The organism is Psychrobacillus sp. NPDC058041 (genome assembly GCF_042885655.1).
Lineage (GTDB): Bacteria > Bacillota > Bacilli > Bacillales_A > Planococcaceae > Psychrobacillus.
The window spans coordinates 123,482-142,886 of record NZ_JBHVRO010000005.1; the positions used below are offsets into that span (position 1 = coordinate 123,482).

General features: G+C 34.6%; 18 protein-coding genes and 1 pseudogene. 7 read left to right on the top strand and 12 right to left on the bottom strand.

Going from position 1 to position 19,405, the window contains the following annotated elements; translation table 11 throughout:
- Nucleotides 1–170: 170 nt before the first annotated feature.
- The 3 genes from ACFVR1_RS09820 to ACFVR1_RS09830 form a co-directional block, all read right to left on the bottom strand.
- A complete protein-coding gene (locus ACFVR1_RS09820; protein ID WP_387583915.1) occupies nt 171–572 on the bottom strand; it encodes an SRPBCC family protein in 402 nt (133 codons plus the stop codon).
- Entirely contained in the window at nt 573–896 is a 324-nt protein-coding gene (locus ACFVR1_RS09825; RefSeq protein ID WP_387583567.1) for an ArsR/SmtB family transcription factor, read from the bottom strand. It abuts the gene before it with no gap.
- 251 nt (nt 897–1,147) lie between these two features.
- Entirely contained in the window at nt 1,148–2,053 is a 906-nt protein-coding gene (locus ACFVR1_RS09830; protein ID WP_387583570.1) for an AraC family transcriptional regulator, read from the bottom strand.
- A 110-nt stretch (nt 2,054–2,163) separates the two neighbouring features.
- Between ACFVR1_RS09830 and ACFVR1_RS09835 the strand changes: the two genes are divergently transcribed.
- Nucleotides 2,164–3,117 carry a DMT family transporter gene (locus ACFVR1_RS09835; RefSeq protein ID WP_387583572.1) on the top strand — a complete coding sequence of 318 codons (954 nt, stop codon included), beginning with the start codon at nt 2,164–2,166 and terminating at the stop codon, nt 3,115–3,117.
- Nucleotides 3,118–3,342: 225 nt separating this feature from the next.
- Here the strand turns inward: ACFVR1_RS09835 and ACFVR1_RS09840 are convergent, their stop codons facing one another.
- The gene (locus ACFVR1_RS09840) at nt 3,343–4,293 is read right to left on the bottom strand and encodes a hypothetical protein (protein WP_387583575.1); all 951 of its coding nucleotides are present in this window, start codon (nt 4,291–4,293) and stop codon (nt 3,343–3,345) included.
- Between the two features lie 311 nt (nt 4,294–4,604).
- On the opposite strand from ACFVR1_RS09840, the gene ACFVR1_RS09845 reads away from it, so the two are divergent.
- Together ACFVR1_RS09845 and ACFVR1_RS09850 are read left to right on the top strand one after the other, a co-directional pair.
- Entirely contained in the window at nt 4,605–5,168 is a 564-nt protein-coding gene (locus ACFVR1_RS09845; RefSeq protein WP_387583578.1) for a nitroreductase family protein, read from the top strand.
- A 232-nt stretch (nt 5,169–5,400) separates the two neighbouring features.
- Nucleotides 5,401–5,547, top strand: a complete 147-nt coding sequence (locus tag ACFVR1_RS09850; RefSeq protein ID WP_387583581.1) for a hypothetical protein — start codon at nt 5,401–5,403, stop codon at nt 5,545–5,547.
- Nucleotides 5,548–5,567: 20 nt separating this feature from the next.
- Here the strand turns inward: ACFVR1_RS09850 and ACFVR1_RS09855 are convergent, their stop codons facing one another.
- Together ACFVR1_RS09855 and ACFVR1_RS09860 are read right to left on the bottom strand one after the other, a co-directional pair.
- Nucleotides 5,568–5,735, bottom strand: a complete 168-nt coding sequence (locus ACFVR1_RS09855) for an ABC transporter substrate-binding protein (RefSeq protein WP_387583583.1) — start codon at nt 5,733–5,735, stop codon at nt 5,568–5,570.
- A 71-nt stretch (nt 5,736–5,806) separates the two neighbouring features.
- Nucleotides 5,807–5,983 (bottom strand): annotated as a pseudogene (locus tag ACFVR1_RS09860) (AAA family ATPase); the annotation flags it as partial.
- Between the two features lie 458 nt (nt 5,984–6,441).
- Between ACFVR1_RS09860 and ACFVR1_RS09865 the strand changes: the two are divergent.
- The 3 genes from ACFVR1_RS09865 (at nt 6,442) to ACFVR1_RS09875 (ending at nt 10,374) form a co-directional block, all read left to right on the top strand.
- Nucleotides 6,442–7,524: an aromatic ring-hydroxylating oxygenase subunit alpha gene (locus ACFVR1_RS09865; protein ID WP_387583586.1), complete on the top strand. Its 1,083-nt coding sequence runs from the start codon at nt 6,442–6,444 to the stop codon at nt 7,522–7,524.
- Nucleotides 7,525–7,565: 41 nt separating this feature from the next.
- Nucleotides 7,566–8,963 carry an amino acid permease gene (locus ACFVR1_RS09870; RefSeq protein ID WP_387583589.1) on the top strand — a complete coding sequence of 466 codons (1,398 nt, stop codon included), beginning with the start codon at nt 7,566–7,568 and terminating at the stop codon, nt 8,961–8,963.
- Between the two features lie 991 nt (nt 8,964–9,954).
- Nucleotides 9,955–10,374 (top strand): exosporium protein C, encoded by a 420-nt coding sequence (locus ACFVR1_RS09875; RefSeq protein ID WP_387583592.1) that lies wholly within the window; start codon nt 9,955–9,957, stop codon nt 10,372–10,374.
- Between the two features lie 471 nt (nt 10,375–10,845).
- On the opposite strand, the gene ACFVR1_RS09880 is transcribed toward ACFVR1_RS09875, so the two are convergent.
- The 3 genes from ACFVR1_RS09880 to ACFVR1_RS09890 are packed head-to-tail and all read right to left on the bottom strand — an operon-like array spanning nt 10,846 to nt 13,704.
- On the bottom strand, nt 10,846–12,324 hold the full coding sequence (locus tag ACFVR1_RS09880) for a sodium:solute symporter family protein (protein WP_387583595.1): 1,479 nt from the start codon (nt 12,322–12,324) through the stop codon (nt 10,846–10,848).
- On the bottom strand, nt 12,321–12,521 hold the full coding sequence (locus ACFVR1_RS09885; RefSeq protein WP_387583597.1) for a DUF3311 domain-containing protein: 201 nt from the start codon (nt 12,519–12,521) through the stop codon (nt 12,321–12,323). Before ACFVR1_RS09885 ends, ACFVR1_RS09880 begins: the two co-directional genes overlap by 4 nt.
- Before the next feature lies 1 nt (nt 12,522).
- Complete coding sequence (locus tag ACFVR1_RS09890) at nt 12,523–13,704, bottom strand: aminotransferase A (RefSeq protein WP_387583916.1); 1,182 nt, start codon at nt 13,702–13,704, stop codon at nt 12,523–12,525.
- 443 nt (nt 13,705–14,147) lie between these two features.
- Between ACFVR1_RS09890 and ACFVR1_RS09895 the strand changes: the two genes are divergently transcribed.
- Complete coding sequence (locus ACFVR1_RS09895) at nt 14,148–15,593, top strand: sigma-54 interaction domain-containing protein (RefSeq protein WP_387583600.1); 1,446 nt, start codon at nt 14,148–14,150, stop codon at nt 15,591–15,593.
- 219 nt (nt 15,594–15,812) lie between these two features.
- Here ACFVR1_RS09895 and ACFVR1_RS09900 read toward each other — a convergent pair whose 3' ends face one another.
- From ACFVR1_RS09900 to ACFVR1_RS09910, 3 genes are all read right to left on the bottom strand, one after another.
- Nucleotides 15,813–16,397, bottom strand: coding sequence for a hypothetical protein (locus tag ACFVR1_RS09900; RefSeq protein WP_387583602.1), 585 nt, complete (start codon nt 16,395–16,397; stop codon nt 15,813–15,815).
- Between the two features lie 212 nt (nt 16,398–16,609).
- Nucleotides 16,610–17,116, bottom strand: a complete 507-nt coding sequence (locus tag ACFVR1_RS09905) for a hypothetical protein (RefSeq protein WP_387583604.1) — start codon at nt 17,114–17,116, stop codon at nt 16,610–16,612.
- Nucleotides 17,117–17,129: 13 nt separating this feature from the next.
- On the bottom strand, nt 17,130–19,178 hold the full coding sequence (locus ACFVR1_RS09910) for an ATP-binding protein (protein ID WP_387583606.1): 2,049 nt from the start codon (nt 19,176–19,178) through the stop codon (nt 17,130–17,132).
- Between the last annotated feature and the right edge of the window lie 227 nt (nt 19,179–19,405).

Sequence of the window (19,405 nt, forward strand, 5' to 3'; positions counted from 1 at the left end):
CCATTCTCTAAATTTAGTATTGCCATATTAATGCAACTTCAAATGAATTAATTTTATTATGACAAAACTTTTTATTTATTCCATCAAAAAGGACGCTTTTCCGTATTCCGGAAAAGCGTCCGATACCGGCTATCTTTTCTATTGTTCTAATTGTTATGGTGGTTATGTTATTATTCGCCCAACAACTTTTTAAGTTTTCCAACCGCTTCTGTCTGACCGTATTTAGCTCCTTCGAATGCCCCTGGATGTTCACTGATTCCAGTTTGATCAAGATGCAGATGGGTGCTTCCGTCTTCGGCTTTTGTTAATGTCCAAGTAACTGTATGCACTTCCGAACCAGTTCCCCATCTGTAAGATAATTTATGAGGTTCGTCTACTTCGAGTACTTCACCATTTACAATTCCATCCCACCATTCATTTGGCTCAGCTCTGAATTGAAATGTATGCCCTACGACCGGTTTAAAGTCATTTTTCCACATCCATTTTTCTAGCATATCCGAATCTGTTAGTGAATTCCAAATTGTTTCGATTGAACTTGTAAATTGAAAATCTAATGCTAAATCTGCCATTATTTATTCCTCCAATAATAATTTTTTTAAAAGCACCACTTTGTCCTGCCAAAATTTCTCGTAAAAGGTTACCCAATCTTTAATCTCCCTTAAAGGCGCAGCGTTTAAGCGATACCTCGTTTCTCTACCAACCTTTCGATCAGCAACTAGGCCAACTTCTTTAAGGATAGCCAAATGTTTAGAAACAGCAGTACGACCCATTTGAAATTGAGCAGTTAATTCGTGAAGAGGTAACTCTTCAGCATTTGCCAACAAACTTAGTAATTTACGTCTTGTTGGGTCAGCAATAGCTACATAAACATCCCGCTCTTGATTTTTCTCGTTCAAGATCACCCTCACCTTTTGAATTGGACACCAATTAGTGTCTTTATCATATGACACAAAATGGTGTCCCGTCAATTTTTATTTTTGAATAATGGAATAATTTTATTTTCCTATCTTCAAGTGGATAGATGCCCTCTTTATTATTTGGTCAAAAGATTAAACTTCTCGTTACTACCAGTGTGGAATTTCCAATACAAAGGTAGTGCCGTTTGTAAACCAAACTTATTTAGGGCTGATGTTTGCTTATAATTGCTCTAGATTATTGTGTCGTGGCTCTTATCCATCTTATATTTTTTGTATGCTAATGGGGTCATGTGCATTGACTTTCGGAATTTATCAATAAAATAACTTGTACTATTAAAACCTACTTGGTAGGCAACTTCAGTAACATTAGTATCTGTCTGTTGCAGTAGGAATAAACTCTTTTGTATTCGATATTCCAGAATGTAATTTAATGGTGTCGTATTTAAAATTCGCTTAAAATAACGACAACATTCAGAACGACTCAATTGACCAGCCCTTGCAATATCATTTAACATGATTTTCTCAGCATAATGCAGATGTATCCAACTTAACATTTCCTTCATTCGCTGATTCTTTAACACTTCCGTCTGGACATATTCTAATTGGAAGCCGTTAACGATTAAGTTCTTCCAAATTAAGGTAAGTTGCATAGTGATGTCTATTTCATAGTATGGTGATTTCTCTTCAATCCCCTGTTTGATTTTCAAAATGGCATTTAATATGTTTTTTCCCCAAACCTCCCTTTCATCTATATGTAAGTAAGATAAATTAGTTGCTTGAATATAAGGAGTTACGTAGGTTGTATAAAGTTCTTGTGATAAAACGAAATGAGGAGAAATATTTAAACAAATATAGACACAACCCAATTGATTCTTTTCTTCCGCCATATGCAGGCATCCACTATTTATAAAAAGTCCGTCACCTTCTCGAACCTCTATTCTATCCTCATTAACTTGAAAGATGGCTTCCCCTTTTACAATCAACACAAATTGAATTTCATCATGCCAATGAAGTGGAATATATCCATGTATATTTTGGTTAATAATTGTTTCATAACATGCAATCGGTAGCACGATTGTATGGTGTTTGGTTAGCTCTTTTAAGCTTTCGTCGATCATAATACTTTTAATTTGCAAAAATCGACACCTCAATATATTTATATTTTTTCATTCAATATGGGTATTATCGAAACAATTTTCCACTTATCATAACACTATTCTTATATATTAGAGGTGGAAAGTAAATCATGAATAGACGTAGTAGAAGAAGAGGATTTTTTCTCGTTATTACCGCAGCCTTATTTTGGGGTACTGGCGGCACAGTTGCACAAAAGCTTTTTCAGCAATATGCAATAGATGTAAATTGGCTTGTTACGACACGATTGCTCATCGCTGGATTATTACTACTATCTATTCAATTTTTTTGGAAAGACCGCTCACAGATACTCGATGTCTGGAAAAATTGGAAGATAGCTGTGCAATTAATTGTATTCGGGTTATTAGGCATGCTGGCAGTTCAATACACATACATGGCATCCATTAAACATGGTAATGCTGCTGTTGCAACACTCTTGCAATATTTAGCTCCTGCAATGATTATTCTTTATTTACTTTTAAGAAAAAAAACTTCGCTAACACGGCAAGATTTGTTAACTATCTCTCTTGTTATTATTGGCTGCTTTTTCTTATTAACAAATGGCTCAATCACTCAGCTATCTGTCCCAATCCCTGCAATCGTCTGGGGTATTTTGTCTGGAATAACATTAGCATTTTACACCTTAAATGCAGTTCCTTTACTAAAGCAATACGATTCTCTTGTCATTGTCGGCTGGGCTATGATTATTGGTGGTTTCGCACTAAGTTGTATCCATCCGCCTTGGCAAATGAACTATACAAGCTTCAAACCTGAAACCTATTTATATTTATCATTCGTAATCATATTCGGTACAATGATTGCATTCTGGTTTTATATAGAAAGTTTACAAAGTCTTTCACCAAAAGAAACGAGCCTTTTAGGCAGCTTAGAGCCACTAGCAGCTGTTTTAACAACTGTCTTTTGGTTAAGAGAATCTTTCGGGGCTTTTCAATGGTTTGGTACTGCTTGTTTAATAGGCATGATTTTAATATTGGCTTTAAATAAGAGCCCATCTTCAAAAACTAGCCAATCTCTAAAAAATAATAAAGCCCTTAAGAGCAGCTAATTTTACTAGCTCTTAAGGGCTTTATTATCCTACCTGTCATTATTATCTCAAGGAAAAACAATGAAATTCTTTATACAAATTGTTTGCCGTTCACTTATGGTAAGTTTCACCGAACAGTATCTAAACATAAAGAATTATTTGAGCAAAAAATTTACATTGATATATAAGTATTAACTCTAACCACTCCTTTATAACTGGGGTGGTTTTTTGATTTAATTTTAACCTTTAACTAATACCATCTAGATACCATTTTGCAGATTTTTGAAACCTTTTGAAAACATCATCTAGCCAGCCAGTGCTTCGTTCTCTCTCTAAATGTTTATTGGATATTATCCAATTGGTAATATTTAATAAATCAACTTTTTCAATTTTATTCTCTATTGAAGCTAATTTGTCTAACCATGCTTTTTTCGGTGAACTACCACTAGCATTATCTAGCCAAATAATAATTTCCGATTTTAATTCAAATGAATCTTCATGTTCAATTCCTGTTAAAATATTATTAATAGCTAGATAACATCCTTGTTTATTCTTTACCTTATATTTAGAAAGATATTCAATTACATCACTATTGTCTTGTTTAGTAAACTTTATAATTTTTTTAAAATCTTTAATATTGTGATGGTAACCCCTTTGGCTATTTAGTGCTAAAAGGCTTATTAATGCTTTACTGGTTAAGGTACTTTCAGCATTATTAAAAAATCTACTTTTTTTCTCAATTCCCCATATATATTCAAATAAATTTGAATTTGGACTCACTTCTGTTCCAATCATATACTCCAATATTGCAATAAACTCATTAAAACAATAATTTGTTATTAAAGATAATAATTGTTCAATGTATCTACTTATTTTCATCCTATTTGTATCCATTACTGATATTGACGATAACTTACAGCTTTGATATATATCCTTTATCTTTATCAAACGATTTAATAGATATTTTTGTGAGTTTTTCTCTAGATTTACTACTACGTTATCTAACAAGGTGTACAAAGTTCCAAAGTTTCTGTCGAGTTCATTTTCTATATTCTTTTTTAAGGCTAGGTTCAACCATGATTTTACTCTCAAATCTAAAAACTTTATATCTTCATCTTTTACTTGAAGTTCTTTAGCAAATTTACTAGCCTGTTCCATTTCAACAACCCAAAACTCATTTAATAATTCTTTTGACATCTTTAGCTCCTCTTATCCCTTTTCACCAATATGTTTTTAAACACAAAGTATCTTTTGACACAAATAACTTTTATCTAATTATATTAATTGTTTTTTGTAAAAGATAATAGCTGGCATTAGTATAAATGCTGACAAGAAAAGTATTTAGTTTCGATTATACGGAAGTTAATTATTTTCAATTTGAGTAAATTCCCTGACCTACCTTACAAACTAAATCGACTGCTTACTTTTCGTAAGTCGAGTTACTTGCAAACTTGTTTAAATAATTTAATATAAACAAGGTAATTTGATACAACTAGGAGGATTTTATTATGACATTCCAAGCAAAAGATTTCCGTACAGCTGAACACGAAATTGCAGACATATTTTTAAATCGTTGGTCTCCACGGGCTTATTCTGACAAACCAGTAGCTGACGACGTATTAAATCGACTTTTTGAAGCAGCTCGTTGGGCTCCTTCCTCAGGTAATAACCAACCTTGGCGCTTCATCGTTGCTAAAACAGAAGCTGACCTTGAAAAATTCCATCCAATCTTAATGGAAGGAAATTTAGTATGGGCTAAAAATGCACCTGTATTAGCAGTACTAGTTTCTGATAATACTAAAGGATCAAATGAATTTGATGCTGGCGCAGCTTGGGGATTCCTCTCATTACAAGCAGCTAAAGAAGGCTTGATCACCCACCCAATGAGCGGTATTTACAAAGCTGTGGCGAAGGAAGCATTAAATATTCCTGATAACTTCGATGTACAATTAGCAATCGCGATCGGTTACAAAGGTGAAAAAGAAATGCTTTCTCCCGAATTACAACAACGAGAAACACCATCAGGTCGTCGCCCATTAGAAGAAATTTTATTTGAAGGTTTTTTTAAATAATCTTAATAGATAAAATCCTAAGTAAAAATAAGCCGTTCAGCTTTTAAGCTGAACGGTTTATTTTAAAAACCTCACTTACTTATGATAGGGTTCACCGTAATAACTCTAAGTGAGATTATTAATTTTAGGGCATTCACAAAAAAAGATTGAATTTAGTAAATCATAGTTTACTACACATCAAACTCTAAAAAGACACATATCTTTTTTTATCATATAAAAGGGAGGTGATAGAATGATACAAATTCTTGCTTACCAAACAACAGTACCACTAAACACTTTTAATCTCGGTAATGCTTTTACAATTCCACAAGCTCTATTTAAGGTTATTTTAGCCTCTTTTCAAATAAACATCTCTACCTCTGCTTCAAGAAGTAATTGACTCTGTATGTATCAATATCATCATTCAACCCTAGCATCTTGGTGCTTCATAATAGCGTCAAAGTTCATTTTTACAGAATCTGCATTAAAAGCAGAACCGTCTGAGAATGTAACATTTTTTCGACGTGTAAAATCAATTGTCCTCCTATCTTCTGACACTTTCCAAATTCCAGCTAAACGTCCTCCCAACTTCCCATCCTAGTATTCTTCGATTTATAAAAAAAGAATCCATAATGAATACAATTGATTAATCAAAATGGTTCTCGAAGAGATAGGGTTTCAAGATATTCCTTAGGATCATTAAGATAACATTCAAAATATTTGTGTTTCGCATTATGCTTCTTGGAGAGTATTACACCCTTCTCAACCATCTCCTTATAAAAACAAGGACTATCCAGTATAACGCTATGACCTTGAGATAAATGAAAATCAATAATGATTAGTCAATTTCAGCAAATCGCCTCAGAGGCGGCATTTGCTGAATGGGTGGAAAGTAGTAACAGACCTTTCGACCTTGAATTTCTTCGAATAGATTCTGGAAAAACTATAGATAGTTACATAAATGAAGTTATAACATACATAAATAAATAAATAGAATCGAAAAAATATAAGTTTCATTTCTTTATATGATAATTAAATATAAAGCAGAAATTTGGGTACCATCACCCGAATTCCTGCTTTTTTTTGAAAGCGTGAGTGCTAGGCCGACAAACAATCAGGGAGAAACTCGCCTACTACCGTTCGCCTATTCTGAGTCTAGTTTGCTCACACACGTGTAAGCTTACTTACTCTTTTTGTTCATGATTTGTGCTGTTGTTTCATACAATGAATGACAGCGTAGAAGCTTGTCCCGGGATTTTGTTTGGGGTTTCATTTTGAGGGGGAGGATTTATCGGTGAAAAATGAAGTTAGAGTTAGTGAAAAACTTAGCGAAGCACACACATTACCATCATGGCTGTACACAGACCCGAGAGTGTTAGAAGTTGAGCAAAATCAAATATTTGCTAAAACCTGGCAGTACGTGGGACATGTTAGCGAGTTCAAAAAAACGGGCGATTATATTACAACTGAAATCGTAGGAAAACCGATTTTTGTGACTTTAGGAAATGATGGGGAAATTCGTGCATTTTACAATGTATGCAGTCACAGGGCGGCAAAGTTAGTTGAAGGGGAAGGGAATAAAAAAGTCATTGTTTGCCCGTATCATGCATGGTCTTATCGGTTGGATGGCTCGCTGAATCGGGCTCCAAATATGAAGGGTGTGGAGAACTTTGACGAGCAGGCTTTTTGCTTACATGGCGTACGATTAGAAATTTTTGAGTCGTTTATTTTTGTGAATCTCGATCCAGATGCGGAACCAATGTCATCATTGTTCGGTGGACTATTTGACCATGTGAAAAAAAATAAGATGAATCAATTTATTAAAACTCGGGTGAAGGAAACGATTTGTCATTCGAACTGGAAAGTAGGAATTGATAACTATTTGGAGTGTGATCACTGTCCCGGAGTCCATAAATCACTTGTTTCTAAGGTAGATATGAAGCAATATGAATCGTTTCTTTACGACCATTACGTATATCAAGTCACTCCGCTAAAAGGACAAACTGCAAATTTCGAATTAGGACAAGGTGGAAGGTACTACTGGCTCTATCCAAATATGTGGTTTTCGTTTGACCCTGGATCTCCCAATGTATCCATTCACCAATCATTTCCGATAGATTATAAAACGACCAAGTACGTCTATACAACATTTTTTATGAACGAAACGATTTCGAATGAAGAAAAAGAGCTAATGGCGGTTGATGAAGATGTACGAAGAGAAGATAAAGAAATTTGTGAAATTGTTCAAAAAGGAATTGAAACGGGTGTATACAAACAAGGAAGGTTTTCTTTAACTGAAAACTGTGTTCACCATTTTCATTTACTCATGCAAAAAAGAGTAGAGCATCACTTGCCCTTGGATAAGGTTGAAATCTAGTAATAATAATTTGAGGTCTATGAGAAGGATGGTGAATTGAGATGGGAACGGTACAAGAAAGTCCAACAAAACTTAAGCGTGAGATGAAAAGTAGACACTTATTTATGATTTCTCTTGGGGGAGTCATCGGAACTGGTTTATTTATCGGTTCAGGGTATGCGATAGGGGAGGCAGGCCCAATTGGTACAATTTTGGCATACCTCGTAGGTGGTATTCTTATGTATTTAGCCATGGTCTGTCTAGGTGAACTTTCCGTTATTATGCCAGTTTCGGGTTCTTTTCAGGCACATGCGACGAAGTTTATCGGACCTGCCACTGGGTTCGTTATTGGCTGGGTCTATTGGTTAAGTTGGGCGCTGTATGTAGGGCTTGAGTTTGTCGCTGCCGGATTAATAATGGGGAGATGGTTTCCGGATGTACCCATATGGATTTGGTGTGCACTATTTATTGTTCTCCTTTTCTCAATCAATGCGTTAAGCACGAAAATATTTGCCGAAACAGAATACTGGTTTGCAGGAATAAAAGTCTTAGCAGTTATTCTGTTCATTGGAATCGGTTTTTGTGCGATGTTCGGGTTAATCACAATGAATGAAACAGCAACCCCGTATTTGTCGAATATCGCTGGGGATGGTTTATTTCCTACAGGATTAACGGGTGTGTTTATTGTTATGATGACTGTAATTTATGCATTTCAAGGCTCTGAGATTATGGGGGTAGCAGCTGGAGAGACGGAAAAACCAGAGAAAAATATACCGAAGGCCATTCGCACGATTGTTGTGCGTGTAGTGGTGTTTTATATACTGGCAATTTTTGTTTTGTCAGCGCTCGTTCCATGGAAACAAGCTGGTGTTCTTGAAAGCCCGTTTGTCACTGTTCTTGATATTATCGGTATTCCATACGCTGCAGATATTATGAATTTTGTGATCTTAACAGCCATTCTTTCGGTTGGAAACACAGGACTATTTGCTTGTACTCGAATTCTTTATTCATTATCCAAGGATGGGATGGCACATCCTTTATTCGGCAAATTAAACAAGCGTGGCGTTCCAATCAATGCTTTACTCGTCACATTGGGATTTGCACTGTTATCATTGCTTACTAGTTTTATAGCAGAGTCTACGCTATTTGTAGTATTGCTGTCTGTCAGTGGAATTGGAGGGACGATTACCTGGCTGATTATTGCTTTATCGCAATATCGATTCCGAAAACAGTATATAAAAGATGGCGGGAAAGTGGAAGATTTAAAATATAGGGTGCGTCTGTTTCCACTCGTCCCAATTCTATGTATCACGATTTGTATATTTTTATTCGTTTTCACGGCAATTGATCCTACGCAACGTGTGTCTCTAATTCTAGGATTTGGTTTTATTGGATTGTGTTATTTGTATTATTATTTTAGGTACAAAAGGAAAGGGAAATCTAGACATCTTATTCAATAAAACTCTCATGAACGTTGGAACCGACAATGTGGAACCTCATTTAGTCAAGTTTAGTCAAATTGACGCTTTTGTTTTTTTTAGATCGTTCTTCAATGAAAAAGGCAATTGAATAAAAATTTGATTACAGGCTGAAATATACAAATATAAACTGTATATAGTTCAGCCTTTTCTATTTTACCTAGATAATTATTATGAATAAAATGATCGTATTCCCATGTACCTAAAACCTCATTTACTTATGGTACGGCTCACCTTATCATAAGTAACGGCAAACATAAGGTTTCCTTTTTAAATTAAAAGACTCGTTTCCTTAACATCCATTTATTGTGAATTGGAGAATTACAATTTATTACAAACTCTTTATATTACTTTCTTCTCAGAAATATAAGAATACAAAATAGAATAACGCACTGTATAAAGAACATTGTGACAGTATGAGTAATAAATATCTTTACTTCCTCAGAATGAGTTAGAATATATCCTTTACTCTCATCAAGTCTATGTATCGAAACAATAATTTCTGAAATTAATGTTGCCGTCCACATTAAGCATATATTTAGAATAAATAACATCACAAACGACAACCTTATTAAATTGTTACGTCTAAATGTATTCAAAGTAACATTCCATAGTATTTGTTATACCTATCATTATATATAATGATAGGTTCGGTGAGACTCTTTTATTCAAAATGATATTTTTCAATAAGATTTTTGCCATTCTCTATATACCCAAATCTAGGAGATTTCCAATGAGTCTGTTTTTCGGCTAATTGGTTGCCCCTTTACGGTGTAGAAAAAAGAAAAAACTAGGGAGTCATAAATGACACCCTAGTTTTTAGTTGTATAAAAGGATATTTACCAGCTGCATTAGGAGGATCCAAAACAGTTTGATAAAAAAGTATAGAAAATAGTAAATTTGAGTTTACTACACAATCAAACTCTAATAAAACACATATCTTAAAACTATCATATAAAAAGGAGGTGATAGAATGGTACAAATTCTAGATTACCAAGCAACTGAACCTCTAAGCACATTTAACCCAGATAATGCATTTACAATTCCACAAGCTCCATTTAAAGTTCTTTTAGCCTCTATTCAAATTAACATCCCTTCCACTGCTTCAAGAAATAATCGCGTTGAGCTAGTTTCAAGCATTGGCGTTACAGGAATAACAAATATTTCCCAAGTTGTTTTTAGAATCTTTCGAAACGGGAAAGAAATCTTTAATACTCAAGATGGAGTAGAATCAGCTGGTTCAGAAATAAACTACGTCTTTACATTCCAAGCAATTGACTCCAATTTAACATCTGGAGCTAATTTCTATCAGCTAACCGCTGAGAATATTACACCCAACACTCAAGCAAACGTTGTTGGACCCATTTCTTTTAGCGGACTAGCTATTAAATAGCTCTTTCTATGCTAAGATCCACATTTGAATCAAAGTAAACAAGGAGAGTACCCTAATCACTTAGGGTACTCCCCTCCAAGTGAAGCTACGCTCCACTTCTAAAGTCTATTTTTACTATGAACTCATCATTAAATAAGCTTATGTAACTACCATATTTCCTTGTACACTATTGGTCCAATAGAAATTGATTTTAGTTATCTAATATTAGAAAAACCTCATTTACTTATGATGGATTCACCGTAATGTATCTAAATGAGGATTTAGCAAACGGCTTAGTCCTTTACTGAGCCGTTTTCTTTTCTCTCTAAATCTCTCTAACACCTTTATGAGCCCTACACATTGAATAGCACCATCTCTTATTTCTTCACAGGTTGGAAGAAGAAAAAGATATTTTTATCCGCTCCCTCTTAATCGAGAATTGTATTAGCTTTCAAAAAAACCCATAGATTTTGTTTTGTTCAAACTTCTTCGTTATACAATCCCTCGTTCTAAACTCTTACTTTCCGCTATTGATTTTTGAGTTATTAGACTTACAACTACGGTTACAATTGCATTTATGATTAACATATATAATCCATTGTTAATGTCTAATATAAATGAAGGTAAGTTCGGGAATAATGTAGCCACAGTTGTACCTGTTGCTGCGGAGTATAATGCTAATGATACACCCACGACAATACCACTTATTACCCCTTGTTTCGTAACTTGGTTTTTCTTCTGTAAACTAAATATTAGAGCTGGGAATAGTTGCATAATAAAGTTATAGCTAATTAATTGCAGAAACACGATTGCACCGTGTGAATTTAATGCTGAGTACAAGCTAATAATAGCGGCAACGATTGCGAAAAGACGTGCAATATTCATTTGCTTACGAACTGAAGTATCCGACTTCAACGGCATATAAATATTAGAAGTTATCATTGAACCAATAGTAATGAGCATGACTGAACATGGAACTAAAGAAGCCAGTAATCCCGCAGCTCCAATAATTCCTACAAACCACGGATCAAATGTGTCAAATACTAACTGAATTAATGCCAAATCACTTTCCGCTCCAGATAGAGTCGGAATTGTTAATATTGCCGCCAAGCCGACAAGACATGCAAATAGCTGCATCAATGAATATAACGGCATTAAAATAGTATTTTTACGAAGGGCTTTGTCATTTTTCGCTGCATAAGTTGATAAAAATGAATTTGGCCAAAGATATAAACCTAAACACATTAATATGACTGTAGAGACATACCACACAAGACTTAGACCAGTTTTTGGAAATATTAATATTTGTGGCTTAACCTGAACAACCTCTTTAATCATAGATCCAACGCCATCGTGATAATGGAATGGGAAGTAAAGACCTAAAAATAGAAGCACACCAAACATAAGAATATCCTTTATCAAGGCTACACGAGAAGAACCATGAAGTCCCGAAATTAATGTATAAATTACGACAACAAAACTTCCAAACCAAATTGCTGTTGTAGAAGATATGGCTCCGTATGAAGCGACAGATACAATTAGCCCCATTCCTTTTAATGCCATTACTATTGTTGGAATAATGGCAATAGAACCTACTATTGTAATAAGTTTACCTAAAAATGGACTTTTATATTTTTTTTCAAAAAAGTCACCTTGTGAAATTAGATTATGCTCCTTACTATAACGTCTAATTTTTGGTAATAAAAAATAACCAATTATACAAGCAATCGAGATATATGACATGATATAAAGAGTAGCAATCCCACTATTATAGGCTAACCCTACTAACCCAGTTAAAGTGAAGGCGGTAAAAAATTCCCCTGCTAATAAGAAGAACGTAACGATAGCACCCATGCCTCGTCCACCTAGTGCCCATTCCTCCATATTCCCATTTTTCCCTTTACCCGCTTTTATCGCCCAATACATACAAACGATAACTACGGCAATCATAATCGTTAAAGAAATATTCATTCTACACCCTCCTCTTCATCATGTTGATCAAACCTATACATCACCCATATAGTCAAAGAACTTAAAAGGACCCACAAAACAATCCAAAACATTGAAAAAGCAAGCCCTAACACATAGGGTTCAATTCGATTCATTAATGGTACTCCAATAAGGAAGCCCACAACTGGAATAAATGCTAGAAAATACAATGGTTTCAAATTAATCAACCTCCGCTATTACTTTTTCTAATAAAGGCTGTACAAACTGTTGCATACGCTTCATGCCCTTTTCCAGATTCTCCATTGAACATGCATACGAAATACGGATGTACCCTTCTCCATATTCAGAGAACCCATAACCCGGAATAACAGCCACTTTCGCTTCATCAACTAGTTTATTTACGAATTCGTTTGAGCTTAATCCAGTTTTTTCAATACAAACAAACAGGTAGAATGCCCCATCTGGTTTGATGGCTTCTAATCCCATATCGGTAATTTTTTTATAAACATAGTTGCGGCGAAGTTCATATTGCTGACGCATTTCTTCTACTTCTGGCAAATCATGATTTAATGCCTCAATGGCTGCGTATTGACTGACTGAGCACGCACATACACAGTTATACGCGTGTACTTTAAACATTTCCTCTGTGATGAAAGCCGGTGCTAAAGTATAGCCAATTCTCCACCCTGTCATGGCATGGGACTTTGATAAACCATTGATAACTATGCATTGCTCTTTCATTTCTGGGAAAGAAGCGATTGAAATATGTTTCAATCCATAGGTTAGTTCACTGTATATCTCATCTGAAATAATAATAATATCTTTACCTCTTAATAGGTTTGCAATTTCCTCTAATTCTTGAGCAGTTAAAATAGTACCTGTAGGGTTTGACGGATATGGTAAAACGACACATTTTGTTTTTTCTGTTAAGTTTTCTTCAATTAATTTTGCAGAGATTTTACAATTATTTTTTCGGGTATCCACAAACACAGGTGTTGCGTAGCACATACGAATAAGTGGTTCATAACCTGGATAAATAGGCGCTGGTAAAATGACTTCATCACCTGGCTCTAAAATCGTACGGAAGGCAATGTCCAGAGCTTCACTTGCGCCCATTGTAATTAAAATTTCATCTTCTTGGCGATAATTTAGTTGGTAACGTCTTTTTACAAAGTCAGCAGCAGCTTGTCTAAGTTCAAGCACACCTGAGTTATGTGTATAACCAGTTTTACGTGCTTCAATTGCACGTTTCCCTGCTTCTAAAATGGAATCTGGTGTTACAAAATCTGGTTGTCCAATTGTAAAGTTGATAATGGACGAATCATTTGCCACTTTGTTTCCGATTTCACGGATAGCAGAAATCTTAATGTCTTTTACGGTTTTACTAAGTAAATGTTGTATGATATTCTCCCCCTTACTTTCTATTTGTTTGAGTGCACTTTATAAATATGCAAGAAACGTGCCAACTTTAGAATACTGATAAATCAGCACTTTCAAAACACTTTAGATTGAATTTACTATTCAATTCCAACTTACTGATTCTATTTAGATTCACCCCATGTCGAAAAAAGTACAGTGAACCTCTCTAACTCTTTGTGTATAGATTGTTAAAGTGTAAAGTTAATGATACCTGGATTCTTTAACGTTCTTATTGATTAAACGGATCATTTGGTTTGATTAGAGTCAATAAATCTATTTCAATTTTTTTATGCTAAATTTAATGTTTTTTAGTCTTATCAATAGTGAATTAACTTCGAATCAGTGTATCGATTTTGACTCAATATTATTAACCTATTCAAAATATTATGATAGAATTATCAAAAACATAGGAATCGGTGATTATATTGGATAAAAAATCCATTTTTCAGGATCCAAAAAATAAATTATTTCTCGATATTATGAACACCATTAGGGACGTTATTTGGGTATTAGATCGGGAAGGAAATGTAATCTGGGTAAATGAGGCTGCAAGAAGTGTATTCCATGGGATAGCTGATTATCAGGGACTCATAAATGATAATGTCTATGAGATGGAAAAAAGGGGGATATTTTTCCCTTCCCTTGCCCGCCTCGTGACCGAAAACAAACAGTTTATTAACACAGTCCAAGTCACACATGATAACAGAAAACTATTGGTCTCCAGTGATTACATTCCAAATGGAAAAGGGGAGATTGAATATATAGTCACGCATGCCCGTATCCTTAGCGAAACCTTGAATACAAATATGGAACTAGAAAAAGCGGAAGCACTTTTGCAGAAGTATAAGTATCAAATTCGACAAATATTATGGGAGAAAAATAATAAAGAACAAGAAAAAGCATTTGTTGGCAGTAGCAAATCCTACTTGTCTGCTCTCGAATGGGTTGAAAAAGTATCAAATATTGATACTACCATTCTTATTTTAGGCGAAACCGGGGTCGGGAAAAGTGCCTTTGCCCAAAAGATCCACCAATTAAGTGACCGAAACGATAAACCTTTTATCCACTTGAATTGTAGTGCTATACCCGAATCTCTCATTGAGTCTGAACTTTTTGGCTATAAAAAGGGGGCATTTACGGGGGCTAGTAATAGTGGAAAAATAGGGCTAATAACTGCAGCGGAAAACGGAGTGTTATTCCTTGATGAAATCGGGGAATTTCCGTTACACCTTCAGTCTAAATTACTTCAATTTCTTCAAAATAAAGAATATATTCCAGTTGGCGATTCTCAGGTTCACAGATCTGATGTACGAATTATTGCAGCAACTAACGCTAATCTATTAGAAATGACGGAAAACGGGCAGTTTCGGGCCGACCTATACTATCGACTCAACATTTTACCACTGAGCATACCGCCGCTCCGTGAACGCCAAGAAGATATTGTTCCACTACTTGACTATTATCTAAAAAAATATAATACCAAATATCAAAAAGTTCATATTCTCTCAGACAAATTAACCCGCTTTCTATATAACTATGATTGGCCAGGAAACATAAGGGAATTGGAAAATCTCCTAGAACGACTGATCATTACATCTGATAATGATGAAATTTGTATACAGGATCTACCTGATAACTTCCTGTTTGAGAATCAGAACAAGAATACTATGGACGTCTTGGCTGGATTCAATTCTTTACCTGAATACCTTGAAACCATTGAAAAGAAAATTATTGAACAAACATATAACGAACTGCAGAGCACAAGAAAAACAGCAGCAAGACTTGGAGTAACCCAAGCATACATTGCAAGACGATTTAAAAAATACAAATTAAAAGTAGTTAAAGAGAAAAAAATTATTACGGAAAAATAAGGCTTATCCCTTTCTTCTCTTTAGAAAGGGATAAGCCTTAACTCAAAATAGATTATGCAAAAAATCTATTTACAGAGGAATAACATATTTATATTCAATAATATTGCCCAATTTAATAGGAAAAACCACAGGTATGGTACGGCTTTTCGTAACACTTCTAAATGATGTTTTATCCTACAATAATGCTTGGAATATGTGTACTTAAAGATGATTTATGTACTATGCAATTTGTTCTACTCTACACTTTTGGCAAAGGGGATATTCAGATAAAAAAGAAGTCATTCTTTGCTTCATTTCACCAAATGAAATACCATAATAATATAAAGCTGTATTTTCTGGACCTTCCCAATGGCTATAAAATCGTCCAGAACCCTTGAGTAGTTCATCAATTTTTTCAATCACATAATTTATATCACAGTTGTGATACACTTCTTCTGACAATTCTGTACCATTTAAATAAAGTGCTAGACCTTCAAGTGTTCCAACAGATTGTTCGAACCCATCAGCTAGCAGAAAAGAACCCTTTGGTACGCCAATTCTATCAATTATTTGTAGTAGTTTATCAAAGTTTTCCACTTTGTTATCTTTAAGAAGGATTTCTATATCGCAAAACTCTATTTCGCCTGTTGGATGTTGCATCGTTCCGCCGCCGTCTGTGATTCCGCATTTACTAGTCTCTAAAGCTTCGTTAATAGGGTCCTCGAAAAACTCGCCACGGTCAATAGGTAGTAACCGTGCATTAAGTTGCAATCTTAAATGATATTTATTATTTTCCGTTTTTTTCAAAATATCAAACAATCCCATTTATACCTCCACAAATTTTTTCTAAATTAAAAGTAGCACTTTACAAACATTAATAATATAAACTATAAATTCGCCTGCTTTTGAAAAAGATTCTCTTTCATCAACAGAGATTTCCTTATCTTTGTTATTAGAAATTTTTTCCGATCTTTCGTTAAAGTGATTTATTTTTTAAAACATCTATTTTAGTAATTTATAAATTGGAATTCACAAAGCTACTCTTTCTCATTCCATTTAACACCATCTAATTTTCCCAATAATTCTGTCCATTTATCATCTTTATTCCAAATGATTTTTCCATTATAGATTTCTCCAAGCTCAGTCTCCCACAGAAAATTGTTCTCTTTAAAATAGTACCGCCATTTGAGCCCATTAGTGTAGATAACTCTTTTGTAGAAACCAAGATGACCTTCTAACTGTTCTAAATGCTTTTCCAAATCCTCATCCACATATTTTACCTCAACTGCCCCAAGAATATCTGCATCATTGCTTTTATCTCTTGTCCGAATCACGAAGTCTGGAAACCCCGAATCTCCTCTAAATAGTTTAGAAAAATCAGTTTTTCGCCGCGCAGAAACATCTCTTAAAGAAATCTCATTACCCTGTTTTCTTTCTCTGATGATACAGGCAATTATTGAGTACAAATCACATTCCACAAGGTTTTGGGCTCGTATCAATTCAATTTCATCCTTATACATATTAAAATCATTTGCTAATGACATAAATATCAACCTCTCAAATTTTAAACTTAACCAAAAAAGTAGTGCCTTCGGGACTTGTTTGAATATCAATTTTTGCATTATGACGGGCAGCAATTGCATAGCATATACCTAACCCTAAACCAGTGCCATTATCTTTAGTTGTGTAGAATGGAGTGCCCAATTTTTCTAATACTTCGGGACTAATTCCTTCTCCTTGATCTTTCACTGCAAGAACTACATAATTTTCAGCTTCCTTATATGTGCTTATCGTTAGTCTTTTTCCTATGCCCATTGCTTCTAAGCCATTACGGTATAGGTTTATTATTAGCTGCCTTATCTCATTACGATTTAATAGTAATTCGGGAATGTCTTTAGTATTAAATTGGATAAGTTTGTTTTGATTGAATGTATCAATCTCAATAATTGGTTTAATATCATGGATAATTAAGTTTAGATCTAACATCTGTAAATCAGATGTCCTTGTATTGCCCATGGAGAGAAATTCAGTAATGATGGAATTGGCACGGTCCAGTTCTTCTATCATTAGATTAAAGTAGTTCGTATGCTTCTCAAATTTGACTTCTTTTCTTAGTAATTGCAAGAATCCTTTTACCGTTGTCATTGGATTTCTAATCTCATGGCTAATACCAGCTGCCATTTGACCGATTAAATCTAAGTTGGATAACCTTCTTAATTCCTTCTCGTATTTCTTTTTCTCATTTATATTTTTAAACAAACAACAGATACCCTCGTCATAAGGGTATGCGACTACTTCGTGCCAATAACCGTCATAAGGTGAAAGCATTTCGAAATGTACTGTAATTCGCTCTGACATCGCACGATGAAGCTCTTTATAAAAGACCGTGCCCACATTTTTTGGAAATATTCCCCATACATTCTTACCTAATACGTCTTTTACTGTTTTTCCATGCGGTAAATATTGATATTTATTTATGTAAGTAAATTCCCATTCTTTATTCAAAGCAAAGAATCCATCCGTTATGCCTTCTATAACACTAGTCACTTTTTCATTCGCAGCAGCAAGTTCCCTTGTTCGCCCTACCACCATGCTTTCGAGTTGGTCCATGTATAACAAATTGGAAAACGTAGGGGCTGTGGCATCAACGATTGATTGTGCGAGTTGAATTTGAGATTCATCGTAATTGTTAGCTTTCCCCTCTAATTTGACTACTACTATTACCCCTAACACTTCTCCCATGGATACCAATGGAATTATAAGTAGATCGTTCATATCTATATTAGGACGGTGATTTATATTTTTCGTTTTAATGACCATTTGGATCATTTCTTCATAGCTTTCATCAATACTTATGTTATTTAAGATTTCCATCCAATCTGCTTCTGTCCAATCGCAGTCTTTACTTAACTTTGTTAATCTAATGGTTGTTTTCTCAAACGGATCTAGTAAATGGGCAGCAATATAATCGCTATCTAAAATCTTTCCTAAATAGAAGAAACACTTATCGAGGCTTTCCTGTATCGAGGAACACTTCGATAAGTCTCGTGTAACACTAAGTAATAATTGCTTTTCTTCTATTAGGTTTTCCTTTTGCGCTAAATTATTCGCATTTCGTATTGCGACTGCAGCCATATTTACATAAGCTTCTACACTTTGAATTTCTGAATCTGTTAAGTTCATAGGAGTTCCATAATCAAATAAGAAAACTAAACCAAATAACTCTTGTTCGAACGAGATAGGCAGAGCTAGTAAGGATTTAATCTTAAAGGCTTTGACTGGCCCCGGATCCGGTCGATTATCTTTTGATGTATCAGGGATGTAAATAGTTTTCTGAGTCTCAATCACTTCTCTAGCGAGTAAGTCTTTCTTTGGGTCAATTACCTGCGAATCAAGCCTTATTCCATTCATACTCTCTGGTTTTCCGGCAACCCCCGTGAATGTTCCATCTTTCTGAGGCAAAAAAATTCCAACAGAACTACATTGAACAATCTCCTCAGAAATAGCTATTGTTACACGTTGCAATACTTCACGCAGTTCCAACTTTGTATTTATAATTTTCGTTATATTTGCAAGCCTAGAATATCTCGTCTGCTCCATAAACATAATAATGATCTCCAATCACAGGCACAAAAACAGAAAATTATAAATCCAATTAATAATCATGCCTACATACTATTTTCAATTCTATTCCTATATTTTTTTCTTCTCTATTAGCTACTGTTATTATATCTTGACTCTCATGTATCATCCAATCTTTTCTAGTTTTATGTTAGAATATTCTACAAAGATACTTTATATTTGAGCGCTAATCAAAGTAAGAAGTCTAATTA

Coding starts and splice junctions, on each gene's coding strand:
- ACFVR1_RS09835 (WP_387583572.1), top strand. CDS start 2,164: ATGAATAGACGTAGTAGAAGAAGAGGATTTTTTCTCGTTATTACCGCA.
- ACFVR1_RS09840 (WP_387583575.1), bottom strand. CDS start 4,293: ATGTCAAAAGAATTATTAAATGAGTTTTGGGTTGTTGAAATGGAACAG.
- ACFVR1_RS09845 (WP_387583578.1), top strand. CDS start 4,605: ATGACATTCCAAGCAAAAGATTTCCGTACAGCTGAACACGAAATTGCA.
- ACFVR1_RS09850 (WP_387583581.1), top strand. CDS start 5,401: ATGATACAAATTCTTGCTTACCAAACAACAGTACCACTAAACACTTTT.
- ACFVR1_RS09870 (WP_387583589.1), top strand. CDS start 7,566: ATGGGAACGGTACAAGAAAGTCCAACAAAACTTAAGCGTGAGATGAAA.
- ACFVR1_RS09875 (WP_387583592.1), top strand. CDS start 9,955: ATGGTACAAATTCTAGATTACCAAGCAACTGAACCTCTAAGCACATTT.
- ACFVR1_RS09880 (WP_387583595.1), bottom strand. CDS start 12,324: ATGAATATTTCTTTAACGATTATGATTGCCGTAGTTATCGTTTGTATG.
- ACFVR1_RS09900 (WP_387583602.1), bottom strand. CDS start 16,397: ATGGGATTGTTTGATATTTTGAAAAAAACGGAAAATAATAAATATCAT.
- ACFVR1_RS09905 (WP_387583604.1), bottom strand. CDS start 17,116: ATGTCATTAGCAAATGATTTTAATATGTATAAGGATGAAATTGAATTG.
- ACFVR1_RS09910 (WP_387583606.1), bottom strand. CDS start 19,178: ATGTTTATGGAGCAGACGAGATATTCTAGGCTTGCAAATATAACGAAA.